Annotated in this window: 20 protein-coding genes and 1 pseudogene; 14 read left to right on the plus strand and 7 right to left on the minus strand. The window is 42.4% G+C overall.

All coding sequences use genetic code 11. The annotated features are described in order from the left end of the window. Window positions 1-7 precede the first annotated feature (7 nt). On the minus strand, window positions 8-649 hold the full coding sequence (locus FFM84_RS02780) for a VTT domain-containing protein (protein ID WP_130843516.1): 642 nt from the start codon (window positions 647-649) through the stop codon (window positions 8-10). A 553-nt stretch (window positions 650-1,202) separates the two neighbouring features. Here FFM84_RS02780 and FFM84_RS02785 point away from each other — a divergent pair. Next, on the plus strand, window positions 1,203-2,447 hold the full coding sequence (locus FFM84_RS02785) for an NEAT domain-containing protein (RefSeq protein WP_130843515.1): 1,245 nt from the start codon (window positions 1,203-1,205) through the stop codon (window positions 2,445-2,447). Further along, complete coding sequence (locus FFM84_RS02790) at window positions 2,447-2,998, plus strand: NEAT domain-containing protein (protein ID WP_130843514.1); 552 nt, start codon at window positions 2,447-2,449, stop codon at window positions 2,996-2,998. The genes FFM84_RS02785 and FFM84_RS02790 overlap by 1 nt, the downstream gene beginning before the upstream one ends. Window positions 2,999-3,305: 307 nt before the next feature. Here the strand turns inward: FFM84_RS02790 and FFM84_RS02795 are convergent, their stop codons facing one another. From FFM84_RS02795 to FFM84_RS02810, 4 genes are all read right to left on the minus strand, one after another. Beyond that, window positions 3,306-3,611 carry a magnetosome magnetite crystal formation protein family gene (locus FFM84_RS02795; protein WP_130843513.1) on the minus strand — a complete coding sequence of 102 codons (306 nt, stop codon included), beginning with the start codon at window positions 3,609-3,611 and terminating at the stop codon, window positions 3,306-3,308. Window positions 3,612-3,814: 203 nt separating this feature from the next. After that, window positions 3,815-4,480: a chloramphenicol acetyltransferase gene (locus FFM84_RS02800; RefSeq protein WP_130843512.1), complete on the minus strand. Its 666-nt coding sequence runs from the start codon at window positions 4,478-4,480 to the stop codon at window positions 3,815-3,817. Continuing rightward, window positions 4,480-4,851 (minus strand): GIY-YIG nuclease family protein, encoded by a 372-nt coding sequence (locus tag FFM84_RS02805; protein ID WP_130843511.1) that lies wholly within the window; start codon window positions 4,849-4,851, stop codon window positions 4,480-4,482. The genes FFM84_RS02800 and FFM84_RS02805 overlap by 1 nt, the downstream gene beginning before the upstream one ends. After that, a complete protein-coding gene (locus tag FFM84_RS02810; protein ID WP_130843510.1) occupies window positions 4,851-5,591 on the minus strand; it encodes a DUF2087 domain-containing protein in 741 nt (246 codons plus the stop codon). The genes FFM84_RS02805 and FFM84_RS02810 overlap by 1 nt, the downstream gene beginning before the upstream one ends. A 199-nt stretch (window positions 5,592-5,790) precedes the next feature. Here FFM84_RS02810 and FFM84_RS02815 point away from each other — a divergent pair, with 199 nt between their 5' ends. After that, window positions 5,791-6,288, plus strand: coding sequence for an NUDIX hydrolase (locus tag FFM84_RS02815; protein WP_130843509.1), 498 nt, complete (start codon window positions 5,791-5,793; stop codon window positions 6,286-6,288). Window positions 6,289-6,441: 153 nt separating this feature from the next. On the opposite strand, the gene FFM84_RS02820 is transcribed toward FFM84_RS02815, so the two are convergent. Beyond that, the gene (locus tag FFM84_RS02820) at window positions 6,442-8,148 is read right to left on the minus strand and encodes an NFACT RNA binding domain-containing protein (protein ID WP_130843508.1); all 1,707 of its coding nucleotides are present in this window, start codon (window positions 8,146-8,148) and stop codon (window positions 6,442-6,444) included. A 244-nt stretch (window positions 8,149-8,392) separates the two neighbouring features. Between FFM84_RS02820 and FFM84_RS02825 the strand changes: the two genes are divergently transcribed. From FFM84_RS02825 to FFM84_RS02875, 11 genes and pseudogenes are all read left to right on the plus strand, one after another. Then, window positions 8,393-8,815 (plus strand): MarR family winged helix-turn-helix transcriptional regulator, encoded by a 423-nt coding sequence (locus tag FFM84_RS02825; protein WP_130843507.1) that lies wholly within the window; start codon window positions 8,393-8,395, stop codon window positions 8,813-8,815. Window positions 8,816-8,894: 79 nt separating this feature from the next. Next, entirely contained in the window at window positions 8,895-9,761 is an 867-nt protein-coding gene (locus FFM84_RS02830) for a DegV family protein (protein WP_130843506.1), read from the plus strand. A 1-nt stretch (window position 9,762) separates the two neighbouring features. Further along, window positions 9,763-10,197, plus strand: coding sequence for a GNAT family N-acetyltransferase (locus tag FFM84_RS02835; protein WP_130843505.1), 435 nt, complete (start codon window positions 9,763-9,765; stop codon window positions 10,195-10,197). A 114-nt stretch (window positions 10,198-10,311) separates the two neighbouring features. Then, window positions 10,312-11,064 (plus strand): DUF975 family protein, encoded by a 753-nt coding sequence (locus tag FFM84_RS02840; protein WP_130843504.1) that lies wholly within the window; start codon window positions 10,312-10,314, stop codon window positions 11,062-11,064. A 270-nt stretch (window positions 11,065-11,334) separates the two neighbouring features. After that, window positions 11,335-12,294, plus strand: coding sequence for a serine hydrolase domain-containing protein (locus FFM84_RS02845; protein ID WP_165450030.1), 960 nt, complete (start codon window positions 11,335-11,337; stop codon window positions 12,292-12,294). 66 nt (window positions 12,295-12,360) lie between these two features. Further along, window positions 12,361-13,089 carry a hypothetical protein gene (locus tag FFM84_RS02850; protein ID WP_130843502.1) on the plus strand — a complete coding sequence of 243 codons (729 nt, stop codon included), beginning with the start codon at window positions 12,361-12,363 and terminating at the stop codon, window positions 13,087-13,089. 86 nt (window positions 13,090-13,175) lie between these two features. Further along, complete coding sequence (locus FFM84_RS02855; RefSeq protein ID WP_225424676.1) at window positions 13,176-13,469, plus strand: RNA-binding protein; 294 nt, start codon at window positions 13,176-13,178, stop codon at window positions 13,467-13,469. A 61-nt stretch (window positions 13,470-13,530) separates the two neighbouring features. After that, complete coding sequence (locus tag FFM84_RS02860) at window positions 13,531-14,301, plus strand: DUF4931 domain-containing protein (protein WP_130843500.1); 771 nt, start codon at window positions 13,531-13,533, stop codon at window positions 14,299-14,301. A 101-nt stretch (window positions 14,302-14,402) separates the two neighbouring features. Then, window positions 14,403-14,735 carry a hypothetical protein gene (locus FFM84_RS02865; protein WP_130843499.1) on the plus strand — a complete coding sequence of 111 codons (333 nt, stop codon included), beginning with the start codon at window positions 14,403-14,405 and terminating at the stop codon, window positions 14,733-14,735. A 25-nt stretch (window positions 14,736-14,760) separates the two neighbouring features. Beyond that, a complete protein-coding gene (locus tag FFM84_RS02870; protein WP_130843498.1) occupies window positions 14,761-15,075 on the plus strand; it encodes a DUF960 family protein in 315 nt (104 codons plus the stop codon). 141 nt (window positions 15,076-15,216) lie between these two features. After that, window positions 15,217-15,941, plus strand: a pseudogene (locus FFM84_RS02875) (DUF1003 domain-containing protein). A gap of 1 nt (window position 15,942) precedes the next feature. On the opposite strand, the gene FFM84_RS02880 reads toward FFM84_RS02875, so the two are convergent. Then, window positions 15,943-16,797 (minus strand): DUF368 domain-containing protein, encoded by an 855-nt coding sequence (locus FFM84_RS02880; RefSeq protein WP_130843497.1) that lies wholly within the window; start codon window positions 16,795-16,797, stop codon window positions 15,943-15,945. Window positions 16,798-16,935 lie beyond the last annotated feature (138 nt).

Below are 16,935 nucleotides of genomic sequence, written 5' to 3' on the forward strand. Positions count from 1 at the left end.
CACCACCTTAATCATCAAGGGTTGACCGGTGTTTCAACATCGTCAACCCGACTGGAATCAAAGAAATCAAGACAATCGCTAACATGATTAATTCAAAGTGTTGTTTAACAATCGTAATATTGCCAAATAAATATCCGGCACTAATCGCGACAATAATCCAAGTTAACCCACCTAAAATGTTATAGCGTGCAAACGTTGGATAGTGCATGGCGCTCATTCCGGCAGTAAAAGGGACCAACGTTCGAATGATTGGTACGAAACGACCTAAGAAGATCGCTAAGCTACCATGCCGGTCAAAGAAAGTTTGTGACTCACTTAAATATTTTGGCTTGATTAACCGACTTAGCCGGGGACTATTTAAGACGTGATGACCAAATCGTTTGCCGATTTCAAAGTTGACTAGATCACCCAAAATTGCGGCGATACTTAGTAGAACAACTAAAACACCAACGTTCAAGTCCGCCGTCATCGCAGCTAATGAGCCACATAGGAATAGAATGGAATCACCAGGGAGGAATGGTAGGACCACCAAACCAGTTTCGACAAAGATTAAGATAAATAGACCAACATAGATCCAATTGCCATAACTGGCGATCAACTGTGGTAATAAGGTGGTTAGATGAAACAAACTAGCAAGCAATACGCTCATATTAAAGACCTCACTTTTTGATTTAAGCATACAAATTTTGACTGGTTGCTGCCCCTTATAAATTTTGAAGTCATCCTGAGAAATTATCAGAATCATCTCAGCTAACTTAACTTTTAACAATGTTGATCATTTAGTAAACTGTGACTATGGTTGAAACACCACTTCTTCCTCGATTTCCGCTTCTTTTACTGTGACTGATGTTTTCAACCAACCCGTTAATAAACTTAAAGCGTGCGTGTCAAATCCACCGTTGGAAATTTGACACGCACGCTTTTTGTCGGTTTTGCAAGTAAACGAATAATCCTGGAATAGACCGTTATAACAGGAATTATATTTATTTATCAGGTTATCACTCACATTAACTAGTTGGCAGTAGCGATGATTAACACCTGTTTGCAGTAGAATTAAAGTTGATAATGAGAATCAATTCAACAATTACTTTAGGCTAATAATTATATTGAATCTAATTAAAATTAATTATTATATTAAATTCAATTCATTATTGTGGTAATATTAGGTCGATAAAGTTAACAAATAATCAGGAGGGGTTTTTATGCATAAGCAGTGGATCAAGATAGGGGTCGGGGGATTAATGGCCATTATTTTTTTATTAATAAATGTAAGCGCTTCGCGATCAGTTCAAGCCGCAACATTGGCAGATGGCACTTATTCAGTACCAACATCGTTTGTTAAAGATGCAAATGGCAGCGCTAGTAGTACACCATCGTCAGCGGCGGGCTACTTCGGAAGTAGCGCCACAGTCATCATTAAAGATGGTCACTATCAGGCTACTTTGCCGATTACCACAATTGGGCAAAAATATATCACTGGCACCACGGTTAATGGCGCTTCAGCGTTAAGTGGGGCGAGTTTAGCCTTTACGTTGACTGAGCCAGCAACAACGGTTCCGGTTACTTTTGATTTAACGACACCGATGGGCAAAATGACCCAGAGTGCGTGGATGACTTTAGATTGGAGCGGTGTTCCGGCGGCAACTGTACCAGAGACTGGATCAAGTAGTGATCAAACGAGCAGTTCATCATCAAGTACGATTACTGCCAATCATGATAGTGCGAACAGTAACCGTGATGACAGCAACAGCAGCAGTACTGTAAATTCAACAACAAGTTCTAGCAGTAGTTCTTCTGCTGTGACCAAACCAACCACGAGCACCACGGCGACCACTAAAGCAGCCACGACCACTAGCGCTGATCCACTAACTGGCTGGACGTACGAAGTTTTACAAGCAGATAAAAATGTGGCTTCAGCTGCCAATAAGTTTTACACGCACGTCGCCCAAATTACTAAAAGTGGCACGGGCTATCAAGTCTTATTAACTGTTAAATATAGTAAGACTTCGGGCATGACGGAACATGGTTTTACGCCGTTAACGATCAATGGGCAAACGGCGCAAAACATTCATTACAGCACTAATGGTGACTACTATGTTGCAACATATACCTTCACAATCAAATCACTCAGCGACTTAGCCTCATTAATCAACGGTACGGTCCACGTGACCGTGCCCACCGCTGGCGTTGATCAAACCTTTACCGTTCGTTTCAAATTTAGCCACACAGCTGGTAACACTACTAATGATGCAGCGGATACGGCCACGGCTAAACCCACGACTAGTCGTCATGGCAGTACAACGAGTCAGACCGCTAAAATCAGGTCATCGAAGTCCCGTTTGCCACAAACCAACGAAACAAAAAAGTCATTACACCTTATTTTAGCTGGTGTGGTAGGGCTTTTAGGTTTAGGCAGTGGCGTCATCATCATGAAGAAGGTGTGGTAATGAAATTGAAACGATTAATGACCAGTTTAGTATTTGGTGTGGGCGCGTTAAGCATGGTAACTGTTGCTCACGCCAAGTCGGTGAGTTACAGTGCCTTAACGTACGGGACTAACAAAACGTCAATGGCCAGTAAATATTTTGTTAAACCCGCTAAAGTCACGGTTAAAAACAAGAAATATGTTGTGACCATGCATTTGAAAACATCAAGTGCATTGGGCAAGTATCCGGTCCAAGTATTAAAGGTTAATGGTGCCAAGCCACAGCATGTGTGCAAAGTTCGTGATAAGTCCGGAAATTCTAATATTTACTATTCTTTTACAACTAAGAATTTAAACCACAAGATTACAGCAAAGCTTTCAATTAACGTCTTACACGTTTATAAAGCCACACACAATGTATCGTTTAAGTTTAAGACGACGCAATTGCCAAAACTAAAGGCCCATCTTAAAGTGGCCACCGCAAGAACTAAAGCGTCGAGGACTAGTCAAACGGTGACGCCAACAAAAAAAGGCCCAGCACGACTGCTAAAGTCAGTACCAGTAGTCGTGTAAGTGGAAGCTCAACTAAACCGGCCAAGCAATCAACCAGCAGTGCGGCCGGTGATCGGATTGCGCCGGCTAACCATCAAAGCCAGGCGACATTAGCTACCACGCCAAATACTGACAATCAGTCAACTGGTCAGGCTAAACCGATTTTGATCAGTTCATTCACTGGTCTATTAGCCGTAATTGGTGGAATAGGCTGGATAGCCAGTCGGCACTATTAAAAAAGATTGCCCCCAAAAATCAACCTTGATTTGGGGGCAATCTTTTTTAGTCGTGCTTTTAGGCCTAGTTACGAAAAAAATACGACCCAAACTCATTTGGCAATTAACTGTTTGATCCCTATAAAAAGGGCGTGAATGATGATCACAAAGCTAAGTAAATAAAGTACGCTGACTGCGACCATTTGCCCTGTCGAAAAGTCTAGTAAATAACTGATTCGCAGCATGACAATCGTGAAAAGCACCGTGATCCCTGGAATGAGATGGAAAACCAAGGCACTTTTGGCGTTAGCTTTAACGGTCGGGTCTTTAGCCACAATCCAGACAATGCCTGGAAAAATAACTGGTGCAAAAATAACTGAAAAATAAGCGAATCCATTTAATATCCGATGGTCTTTCATGTTAACGGCCTCCCTATGCTCTAACTTACGATACGGGGCCTTCAATTGCAATACTATTAGCGGTAACTAGTTTTGAGAGTTAATAATAAGCGTGGGACTAACTGAAAATCGCCACTAATCTGATTGATAGTTTGATTCATACTGAATAAAAAGCTTGCTGCCAAATCAGCTAATGATCTGGTAGCAAGCTTTGTTAGTATTCATTAATTCAAAAGTTGTTCTGGTTGATTAAAGTCGGCTTGTAGGTCGTTAAATAACGTGCTGACATGATACCCATCCGCGACCGCATGATGAATGGTAATCGATAAGGGCATGATAGTCTGCGAACCAGTCACTGTAAACTTGCCAGCCTGAAAGATGGGTTGAAAAGTTTGTAGTGGCGTAAATGGTAATGGGGTATACGCCGTAAAGTTTACCCATGGCAAGCTGCCAATCGTGAATAGATTAGGCGACTGTGGGGCCTTTGGCATCGGCCCCGGTTGTTGACCATATTGTGCTAAATCAGCTAAGTAATTTTGATTAAACGTTGCAAAGTCAGCGGTATATGCAGTCCATAGATTAGACATTGAATGGTCATCATGAATGATCGTGTAAGACGGATGGACAACATCGAAAGTGACCAATTGTTCATCCACGCGACCCACGCGCATTTCAGGATGGTTTGTCAGACAATGGCTCACTAAATAAAGATAGGCAGCGTTAAATTTAACGCCATGTTCTCGGGTCCAAGCTAGTAATTTCGTAATATCTAAATTAACGGTTAATGAAAAACCAGTTGGCATCATTTTAGTGAAGTAATAAAAATATTCACGCCGCGCCCAGGTTGCTTGATCAATAGGCGTAAAGGCAGTGTTTAAAGGTTCAGTCATTAGTTTTCCTCCCAATCTTTAGGACGACGATTATAACCACGGTCATCAAATGGTTGCAGTTTTTTGAACCATTTAACTTTTAAATCCTTAAGTGTTTGTCGCATGTTGACCACATCGACCGTTTCTTCTTTCCATAAAACAGTATAAACAAAATCCTCACCATTCTGAGCATCCCAATCGGCTTGTAGTGGTGTATTGCGATAAAAGTCCTTGTTTAAATTCAACTGATAAAAGGCCCACCGATTGTGAATGTTGGGTACGGTGTCGAGCCAGATTTTATGATTACGCGTGTTTTCAATTTGAATCACGCCGTAATAGGTTGTCGCCAGCTTGTAGGCTTGGCGTAGTTCTTCTTTGCGATTTGAGTCCATTAGTTTTCCTTTCGATTGTTGGCTGGTCGCCAGTATTGTGAGCCGTCCGCACGACGACTTAAGAAACCATATTCGATTAAGTATCGACGGACGGTCACGTAATCAAAATAGATTGGCTTTAGTAGTTCATTGAGTGCTGGTTCCGTTAGTGGCTGATTGACCGGGATTTCATCAATAATTCGAGTCAAGACGATAATGATACTTTTTTGCTTTTTAGGTAAGCGAATAAGTCGTAATGGGTCAGTTGTGAAATCAAAATAATGTTGTAGCGTTTGGGCTGCTTCTGACTCGGTAATTAACCAGCGATCATCCGGTTGACGTGGTTGTTCCGGGATGTCAATCAACGGATCACTAACGAGTTGTTGAGCCGATTCACCAAAAACTTGTTCGTAAATGGCTAAATAGAGCTTAGCCTGTTTAGCCTTTTCACGAAATGTAAATTTTTGATGGCGAATTGTAGCGGCCGCCACCTGTAACTGTTTGGCCAAATCTTGATCTTTAATCCCAGTTGCAAAAGCCGTCAATAGATCTTGTTGTTTAGCCGTCAATGTATTGTAGCGACTATTCAAATGAATCAACTGATTTAAATTACCGCCATGTACGGTTTGCAAGTGTTGCTCAATCTCGCTAACGGGGGTTTCCGCAACCCAGTTAGCGGCGCAATAATTGCACTGTCGTTCGTTAGCCTGCATCTGCCAACCACGTTGTAGGTCGGTGAGACTTAATTTAGCTAGGTCCAATGTCCGGATCACCTCTCAATAGGCTTAAAGTTACACTTGTTTACTGAAAGTGTCAACAGCAAAATGTTTATCAAATTAGTAAACATCATTTTTATACAAATTAATTTTAAATAAATATGCAAGATTCTGTATGAAAGAGGTATACTGAATATAGTGGTTTTACAAAACCCATAGGGGTATCAGTGAGGAGGGACCAGCAGTGACAAAATATCATCGTGCCTTTGGTGTTTATGGCATCATTGGCGATCAACAAAACTTAGTCGTAACGAAAAAATACGGTGGCCCGTATACCAATCGGTTTGATTTACCAGGTGGCAGTTTAGAGGACGGGGAGCCGTTAGCTAATGCTATTCGGCGTGAAGTTCAAGAAGAGACTGGATTGGTACCGACCGTGTTAACTCAATTAGGGACTACTAGTTTTCGTTATCCGTGGCAATTTGAAGGCTGGGCCTTCAATCAGCATATTGGTGTTTTTTATCGAATCACCGAAGTTAGTGGAGACTTAGCCGCCAGCGTTGCGAGTTTCGATGGGCAAGATTCACATGGCGCGGTGAAAGTGCCATTAACCGAACTTACAATCAAAAACGCTTCGCCGCTGGTTTTAAAAGCGAAAGCTTATCTATTAAATAGTGAAAAGTTTGATGCGACAGATACAACGTATGAAACTTGGAAAGTGCTAAGTCAGCCAGTTTACTAATAAATAGAAGTTGTATCTTCTTACTTTAACTAAAAAATATAAAAAAACCAAAACCCAGCCACCAGCTTAATCATTAGCAGCTAAAATTCAAGTATCATTAACAAAAAAGGACCCTATACCAACGTCATTCTCAGTTGATATAGGGTCCTTTACTTACTTTTGTGGTGTTAATTGTTCGACTAGCGCTGCATCCGGTGACACATAAAGTGTTTTTTGACCCTCATAGATCACCAACCCAGGTTTGGCACCATTTGGTTTCCGAATCTTGCGAACTTGCACATAATCCACTGGAACAGTTGCCGATTCACGAGCCTTAGAGAAATAGGCCGCAAGATTGGCCGCTTCGGTTAACGTTTGCTCGCTCGGATCGTCAGAGTGAATAATCACGTGAGACCCTGGAATCTTTTGCGTATGCAACCAATAATCAGACTTACGAGCTGTCTTTAAGGTTAGTTGATCATTTTGCCGATTATTCTTACCAACCGAAATTTCCGTGCCGTCAGTTGCAAAGAATTGCTGTGGTTGACTAGTCTTGCGTGACGCACGTTGCTTTTTCTTGGTTTTCTTCTGTTTCAGATAACCTTGTTGCATGAGTTCTTCACGAATTTCAGCGATATCAGCTGGGGCGGCTAACTCAATTTGAGTTTGAATATTGTCTAAATAATCAATTTCGCCTTGCGTTAAATCAATTTGCTCACCAACATAAGCGACTGCGTTCTTTTGTTTCTGATAACGCGAGAAATATTTTTGCGCGTTGCGTGAAGGTGAGAGCTGATTTGATAATTCAATTTTTAACGGTTGATTATCATGGTAATAATCGGTTAGGGTAATTTCCGTCATACCACGCTTTACTTCATGCAAGTAAGTCGTCAGAATTTCACCTTTTAAACGCAACTCATCCGCTTGCTTGGTATTTGCCAATGTCTGTTGCAACTTCTTCATCTTTTTGCGGTTCTTTTTCAAATCATTACGGACCACACGAATAAGATTACCAGCTTGTTGTTGAACCCGTTCACGTTGTGCCGCATCTTGGTAATAGAAATCCAATAGGGTACTTAATGAATCAAACTGCCGCGACTGGTCCCCAAACGCCGCATAATTGCTAGCCGCAAACATTGTTTTATGATTGCTTAACGTAATCAACGTTGGTGTGGGGTGCGTGAAGTTAGCTAAAAACGCATCATAGTGCGTCGCTAAATCGCCTGGTTGGTGAAGTTCGTAGGCTAATTGTTGCGCACTGTCACGACCAAGCCCTTGATAATGTTGTTGCAAGGCTTTGGCTAAAACATCTTCATTAGGGAATTGTTTAACCAAGTCTAAATAATCATCATTCGGGGTAAAAGGATTCAATTTTTCTTGCTTCGGTGGCTCAATATACGTTGCCCCCGGCAATAAAAGTCGATAGCGGTTTTGATCGGCGCCAACGTGTTTAATGACATCTAAAATACGACTGGTCTTCTTATCAATGAGAATGACATTACTGTGACGCGCCATAATTTCAATAATTAAAGTTAATTGTTCCGCATCACCTAATTCGTTACGGGTTGTAATGGTGAAATGAACAACCCGATCATTAGCCATTTGCTGTACATCCGCAATAATTGCCCCTTGCAAATACTTCCGCATCATCATCGCAAAGTTGGTTGGTACTACTGGATTCACATATGGAATCTGAGTCACTTGCACTCGTGGATACGTAGGATCAGCTGATAAAAGGACTGGCAAATTCTTGCCATTCGCGCGAATCGTTAAAATCAATTCATTTTGGTAGGGCTGATGAATTTTTGTAATTCGCCCATTAACTAAATTTTCGTGTAATTCGGTGACCATGGCATGGGTAAATAGTCCATCAAAAGACATGTGATCACTCGCTTTCGTCTAAATTTCTGCAATGCCGACAAGCTGTCGGCCAACTTATATAGTATACATGGCGATGAAGCGTTTAAACAAGTTATAAGTCGCACCGTGACACGATAATCATGACCATTCTTAAAGATTGCTATAGTCAATAACCTAAATTGTTAAGTTTTGATTGAAATCAGTTCACAATAACTAGTTTCATATTGTATAATACATTTATTGTTTAAATGAGGGGGTCATCAGAATGAAATCTAGTTTAGCTGCCTTGGCCGATACTGCCAAGCAACAAACCACTATGTTAAAAAAGATCGCCAAAGCGCAAGGGGTTACCGTTGCGGAGTGGCAATTATTGTTAAAATTACAGGCGGGGTTCGACACTCAAGAAAAACTCGCCACTGAAATGCAACTTGATACGTCGACACTTAGTCGGCAATTAGCGAGTTTAGTCAAGAAAGAAAAGCTAAGTAAAGAAGCGGTTGGACGTGACCGGCGACAATTAATTTACACCGTCACACCCTTGGGTGAAAATGCCGCGGCCGTTATTAATGCTGACTATGAAAAATTTGAAGCTAGCATTTTTGACAAATGGCCCCAAGATGAACAAAACTTATTACGAATCTTATTAAATCGGCTAAATAAATCTGTCGAACGCACGCTGAGTGAGTAAAGGGCGGGTAAGCTGGTTTCAAGGGCAGATTTATGCTAATATATTGGATATTAATCCGATAAAGAAGTAGGTGTGTGTGATGAAGATTGCTGTTGTTACTGACAGCACTAGCTATTTGACACCGCAAGAGGTCGCCGACAATGATATTCATGTGGTGCCGATTCCGGTTATTATAGATGGAAAAGTGTATCAAGAAGGCGTCGATATTACGACGAAAGACTTCTATGCCAATATGAAATCATTCAAATCATTTCCCAGCACGTCGCAACCACCCGTGGGTGAAATGATTGAGTTTTACAACAGACTAGGTGATCAAGGCTACGACGCGGTTATCAGTATTCATCTCGCTAGCACGATTTCTGGTTTTTATAATAGTCTCGAAAATATGCGTGATGCCGTTGACAAGATTAAGCTCTATCCGTACGATTCTCAAATTACTGTACGTTTAATGGGATACTTAGCAATCGAAGCAGCACGCATGGCTAAAGCTGGCGCAACAGTTGAAGCTATTTTGGCCCGCTTAGATGACTTACGCGCATCAATGGGTGAATATTTTATCGTTGATGATTTACAAAACTTAGTTCGTGGGGGCCGTTTATCTAACGCTTCAGCTTTTATTGGTAGCGTCTTACGTATTAAACCAATTCTAACTTTTGATGAAAAACACGAAATTGTCGCTTTTGAAAAAGTTCGGTCAACTAAGAAGGCCTTAGCCCGCGTTGAGCATTTATTCGCAGAAGCTCAAGCCAACCTTGACTATCCCTTACGCGCCATTATCGTGCAAGGGAATAATCTAGAAGCAGCCGAAGCTTGGAAACAAAAATTACAGCAAGACTATCCAGACATGCCAATTGACATCACATACTTTGGTCCCGTGATTGGGGCTCACTTAGGTGACAAGTCATTAGCCTTAGCCTGGTTAAAAGATATCGACAAGGCTTATTAAGATGCGTTTTCTAATTTCAAACGTGGCTTATAACCGGGCAGCGGCCTACGCCTTACGTCAAGCAGTCTTTGTTGAAGAACGCGGTATTCCTGCCGACGTTGAATTTGATCAAAAAGATGATGATGAACGTCTTTACGTTGTCGCTTATGAAACACCTGATTTACCATTAGCGACTTTACGCTTGGAACCTGCTGATGACGGTCGTGTGATGCGTTTTGGTCGCGTTTGTACCCGTAAAAGTCGTCGTGGTCAGGGCCTTGGCAAACAATTATTATTAAAGGCCGAGGCTTGGGCGCAAAATCATGGATATACTGAAGGGTTAATTCATGGTGAGATCACCGCGCAGGCTTTCTATGAGCATTGTGGCTATGTCGTTTTTGGTGGGCCTTACGATGAAGATGGGGCACCCGTTGTCGTCATGCGTAAAACATTTTAGCTATTATTCAAGCACTGGAAATTTTCAGTGCTTTTTTGTTTATTTTCATTATAGTTTGCACACCAGACAACTCATGGTATGATGGGATTAAATTAATAAAGGGAGGACACTAATGTGAAAACTCGGGCTGAATTAAAAACATCCGTTAAGCAATTATTTAAAGGGCGCTGGAAAGATGCTATCTTGCTATGTATCGTCGTCAGTTTACTTTCCGTCTTTAGCGTGGCAGTACAGACTAACAATAGCGCCCACCATTCCACATCAACCAGTGTCACCGATACAGCGACAATCAGTGGCGCCGCTCAAACATTGTCTAACATCTCATGGCAAACATGGGCTGCGATTACTGGTGTCTTAGCGGCTGGCGGCTTAATTGCCCTTATCTACTACTGTGTGGTTCGTATCTTCATGGTCGGTACCTCATATTCAATGTTAGACTGGTTCCGGCAACCTGATCGAGAAATTCATCCAGTCAGCGATTCAACGGTTGGCTTTACTCGTCGTTATGCGTTACCAACGATTGGGTTAATCTTATTGCAATGGCTTTGGATCACGTTATGGAGTCTGTTACTGATCGTTCCTGGGATCATTAAATACTTTGCCTATTCACAAACTTATTTTGTCTACAAAGATATGTTGGCCAATACGCCGGCTGGACAGCCAAAACCACGTTTACGTGATGCGGTAACCCGTAGTCGTCAGTTAATGGTCGGCCACAAGATGGAATTTTTCATCTTACAACTTAGTTTCATCGGTTGGGCAATCGTTTGTGGACTGACCGCTGGGATTGGATTAATCTGGTTAGTCCCATACCGTTATGGCACTGCCGCAGCTTATTATCAAAACTTGATCGAGAGTCACCACTAAAAATTTAATAGAGCAGTCAAAACGCCGATAAGCGGCGTTTTTTTATGAATAAATTTATATTTAAGATGACTAATCCAAGTCATTATTGCAAGCGCATTACAAATCATTAACCACTTTAGTTTTTACTGGTATTCGTTGGATGAAGTCCTTATGATGAGACTTAGCAAACTCAACAGGAGGGTCCTCATTATTTCAATCAAATTAATTAAGCAAGTTAGCTTACTAAGTTTAAGTCTCACGTTATTCGCCACGGCCATAAATGTGGTAAAGATGCCAGATGCTCAGGCTAGCAGTGTGACTAGCCAGGCGAAAGTCCTCGCCAAGAAGTACCATTTCAAAGGCCAGATTATGTTAACCAAAAACTATGCTGGCAAGGCCGAAACCATTTATGTCGGCGATGCTAACCACAAAAAGGGCCTTAAAAACAATAAAAACACCATTTATCCCACAGCATCGCTTCAAAAAGCCATTACAGGCGCGATGATCGAACAACTTGTTGCCAAGCACAAACTATCAATGACGACAAAACTGTCCAAATATTATCCGCAGGTCAAAAACAGCCAATCCATCACCATCCGTCAATTACTTGACCATACGTCTGGCATTTACATGGCTGAAACTGCTCCCAGCAGTGTACTAACCGAGCAACAGGCGTATCGATATACCTTAACTCATTTAACCTCAACCGGTAATCACGCTTATCACTATACGAATGCGAACTATACTTTGCTTGCTGGCATCATCACGAAAATCACCAAGAAATCCTATGCCCACAATATTCAGACCCGAATTGTGAAGCCACTGAAATTAACCCATACGACCGATAAATATCAGGCTAGTGACAACTTAGTGGCGGCGGTCTCTTATCGCGCGGGAACAACTTATCAAGCCCGTGCCTATGAAAAGCGGCTATTTTCCAGTTTAGTTGGTGCCGGTAACTTATATACCAATGCTCATGACTACTACAAAATCATTTGTGGCATGCGTAATGGTAAGGTATTGACGCGCAGCCAGTACACTCAACTGCGGCATAACTATCAAGTGAGCTACGCCGGGGGCATGTATCGATATGCAGATGGTACTAAGTCTAATCATGGCGCTGACAATGGTTATGACAGCTATATGTACGCTACTGAAGGCAATCAACATGCCATGGTCTATTTTGCGAACCAGCGTAGCACGATTGATGCGAACACGTTTGCGGCCAAATTATACGCGTTGGTTCGCTAAGAATAGACGACAAGTTGCGTAAAATATGGTAAACTGGCGGAAGCAAGAAAGGAAGTGCGATAGTTAATGCCTGAACAACAGCAGCCGACGCGGATGTCACGTTTAAAAGCGCGGGAAACATCATCTAGCCGCAAACGGTCGCAACCGACATCCCCTAAGTCACCAAAAGGGCCGCAAAAACCACAAGGACCTAAAGGACCAAAGAAAAAACGGCACTTTTCATTGTGGCTATTAGCGCTAATCGTGATTGCACTAGGTGGAACCATCGTTTATTTCGTCAAAGCTTCAACCAGTGAAGATCTCGTTCAAACCACTGCCAGTTCATCTAGCTCCAGTAGCGAGTCTTCTTCGTCCTCATCATCAAAGAAGAAGGCTAAGTCAAAATCTAGTAGTGATAGTGACAGCGATAGTACTGACGATAATAGTAGTGATTCAACGGATAGTGATGACTCTGCTACAACGGCCGCCGATACCACGACGACCACTGACAGCAACTCGCAATCCACGACCCAACAAACGCAACAACCAGCAAGTTCGACAACAACGCACCATGCTACTAGCAGTAGTAGTCATAGTACCGCCGCAGCTAGTTCAAGTCATGCTAGCAGCAGTGCCGCTAGTTCAACGACCACTAACAGTAGTAGTGCAGCCAGTTCCAGCAGCACCACGGATTCATCAACGAAGACTTTTAGCAGTAAGTCATCAGCCATTAAGTATGGTGAAACCCATAGTGGCAACTATACCGTTACAAATGGCGACAACAATGGGACTTACTACAAAGTGACGACCGAATAGTTTACAAAAAATTTAAGATTTTAAGCCAATCGCTACTTTTAGCTACCGCTTCGGTATGCTAGAAGTAACTTTCAAGAATCGGAGTGGTGGCATTGAAACACAATATTGAAGTCAAATATCCGGCCATTTTTCGCGATGAGGGCACCTATTGGGGCGTTCGTTTTCCCGATGTGCCTGATGCGCAAACTTTTGGTAATAGCGTCCAGGCGGCGGCCGATAATGCGGCTAATGCCTTGGCAGTCACGCTATTTGATCAGGAACCGCCACGCGCCTCTGATCCACGATTTTGGAAATTAGCTTCAACTGAATTTGTTGTTTGGATTACCATGGCTGAGCCACAATTTGGGGCCGGGACAACCACCCCAGCATCATCCAACTAGTTATCAAAACGGTTTGTCAATCTGACAAACCGTTTTTTCATTGCCTTAAGGAGGAAAACACGTGCAAGCACATCCTTTAATTTTTGATACTAACATTGCCAAAGACAAACCCGAAAACATCCGGCAACCACACAATGCTTGCCCATTTTGTGACCCGGCATCCTTAACGGATATCTTGGATCAAGATGATGATCGGATTTGGCTCATGAACAAATTTCCGACGTTACAAGCAACCTGGCAAACCATCATTATTGAAACCGCCGACCATCTAGGCGACATCGCCACTTATTCACGTGATCAGAATCGGGCGATTTTTGCATTTGCCTTAACTCATTGGCAAGCAACCATTGCCAGTGACCATTTTGCGTCAACCTTACTCTATAAAAACTTCGGCCCACATTCTGGGGGAAGCTTGCGTCATCCACACATGCAAATTGTCGGCTTAACGGATGTTGACGGCTACGCCAATATTGCGCCCACTCATTTAACTGGCTATCCGGTGCTGACGACCAGCCACGTTCAAGTGACGATCTCCGATCAACCGGTGATGGGCTTTGTTGAATTTAATGTCACCGCTGCTTGGGACGATCATGATGAATTAGCCGATGCCGTGCAAACGATTGTGCAATATACGTTAAATGATTATTTTCATGGTCGCTGTGACAGCTATAACTTGTTCTTTTATCCAGTAGGCGATCAAGTTATCTGCAAAATTGATCCATTATTTAACGTTTCACCATACTATATCGGCTACCGATTATCACAAGCGGATACGCCTGAACGAATGCGTGAAATTGCGGCGGAAGTCCGGCAAAAATTACAAAATCAGTAATCACCAGACAAATTCTTAGCTGAATAACGTCAGTATGGTATGATTGTGAGTAAAAGTAGCGTGACCTTAAAACGCTGGCAAGTAGAGTGGAGGAATACACCGTGCAAAATTTAATTCCCGGTGATATGTTAGAAGTTAACCAAAAATTGAAGTGGGCCCTCGATAACGGGATGACCGCTGATGAAACTAGTGTCATTAATGATGCCGTTTTAGCTGGCACCCAGTACTATACTGACGAAGCCTTAGAAGGTAGTTATTGGACCGTTAAATGGAACGATGCACATGATGGCATTGATTTGTATGGGACAACTGGGACCGTTGTTGGGACCATCAAACCAACTGGGAGCAGTTTAGAAGCAGATTTCCGACAAGATGCGCAAGGCTTATTCCTACGCATTGAACAGACGGTCGCTAAAATCGTCCGCGATAACTAAAGTAACTAAAAGCGAGGTGGGAACGATGTTTAATCAAAATCAAGAGGTGGCACGTTACGCCACGTTTGGGCTAGTAGCTCAACTACCAAGTGAAATCATTGACGCCATCTGGGCAATTATCGATGATAACTTACAAGGTGTCGTCCCATTATCAAAGGTGTTGCAGTTCGCTTTAATTGAACGCAGTGGTGCCGTCACGGTGGTGTTTGATACACAACATGACGCCATTCTTGAGTTTGATCTACCAAACGATTACGATCGCCGCTTTCCTGAAACTGTGGCGATTTACGACAATGGTGATCGCCAAACGATGATGCTAGTTGATGAACTGCCATTTTAAAACTAAACTAAATTAAGCGTCTTGCAAGTTAGCCTGAATTGGCCTTGCAAGGCGCTTAATTTAGTTTAGTTACCAAGCCAGTGCAAACAACCATCACTTATCCCAATAACCGTTATACTTGAGTTCAAGGAGATGAGTACCATGAGTAAACATTATCGTATTCCTTGTTTGGTAGATCACCAGCTGGTTGACGCCACGACCAGCTTAACTTTAGCTGAACTCGACCCACAAATTCAGGCCACCATTTTAGCTGACTATCCTCAAGCCACCGGACAAGATTTTATCTGTAATGAACATCTGATACATTACCGACTTGCCAAGCTTGACGATTTAATGGCGAAAGATCAACAAGCCAATCGCAAACTAAGTCATCGATTGACACAAGTCTTTAAACAAGATGATTATCAGGTGATTGATGTCAATCAACAACTCGAACAGTCTCTGACGTTTGGCCAACGTATCGCCGATGCGGTGGCTCGATTTGGTGGTAGTTGGCCCTTTATTATTTTATTTGTGACCATTATGTTGGCCTGGATGATCATCAACGTGATACCGATTTTTAGCCATCATTTTGATCCGTATCCCTTTATTTTATTAAATTTATTTCTAAGTATGGTCGCGGCAATTCAAGCCCCATTAATTATGATGAGTCAAAAAAGGCGGCCGATTACGACCGCCTACAAGCTAAAAATGATTTTCGGGTGAATTCGAAATCCGAAGCCGAAATTCGCGTTTTACACGCTAAAATCGACCATTTAATCCAGCAAGATGAACCCAATATACTTGCTATCCAAAAAATCCAAACCCAGATACTCGGTGAGTTGCAAGTGCAACTTGCTGATTTAAAACGCCAACATTCACATTAATCTATTTGTATTTGGCTTCCAGCTGGCTCATCCAATACCCTAGAATACCCCCAGCAACACAGGCCAGCAAGCTCCAGACTAAGGTCATCAATGTCACCCCAGTATACACGATACTTTCAGCCGCATTCGGATTAGGGACTAAAATTAAAATCGTACTGGCCGTCACGATCCCCAAAATAAAATGGTAAACCCGTGAGTGAAAATGCTGCAAAAGGTGATCCATCGCTTTAGAGAAAATCACCATGGCCAAGATCCCACCAATCGCAATCGGTAAATAAACGCCAATAATATCGAACCGCTTAAACCCATTCAACATCGGTGTGAATAATCCGAGAATTAATAACAAGTTAGAAGGACTTAATCCCGGCACCAAGACGCCTAAGGCAATTAAAGCCCCCGCAACGACGAAACCACCAAAATTGGCCGGCAACGTACCGAATAGGTCACTCATAAAGTAAAGCAAGCCCCCACTAATCAATAACGTACCGAAAAACCAACCATAGTCAGCGGCATCACGCGGACCATGTGCCGTTGCCGTTTTCATTAACGCTGGCAACGTACCGATAATCGCACCCGCAAAACCCCAAAGTACAATCACTTGAGCGCGTTCGAGTAGGAATTCTAGCGGAGCCGACAGGAGGGCAATCCCAACTAGGCCACCCAGACCAACCGGCACGAAGTACCAAAAGTCTTGTTTAAAACGTTGACGGAAATGAGCCATAAACCCAAGTAACCGTTCATAAATACCTAAAATGGCCGCCAAAACTCCGCCGGAAACACCAGGTAAAATGAAACCTAATGCAATGACAACGCCTTTAAAGAAACGGCTCAACCAATGATCATTTTGCTTAGTCATAAAATAACTCCTTTTTGTGGCTAATGGTCATACTAGTTTTAAAATAGCAGATTTTTCTAATCGTTGCAATTAAAATTTTCTTTAAACTACGGTGTTAAATGGCTAACACAATAAATTAATTCAGTGAATTTATTTGCT

Source organism: Lactiplantibacillus mudanjiangensis (assembly GCF_005405385.1).
Classification (GTDB): domain Bacteria; phylum Bacillota; class Bacilli; order Lactobacillales; family Lactobacillaceae; genus Lactiplantibacillus; species Lactiplantibacillus mudanjiangensis.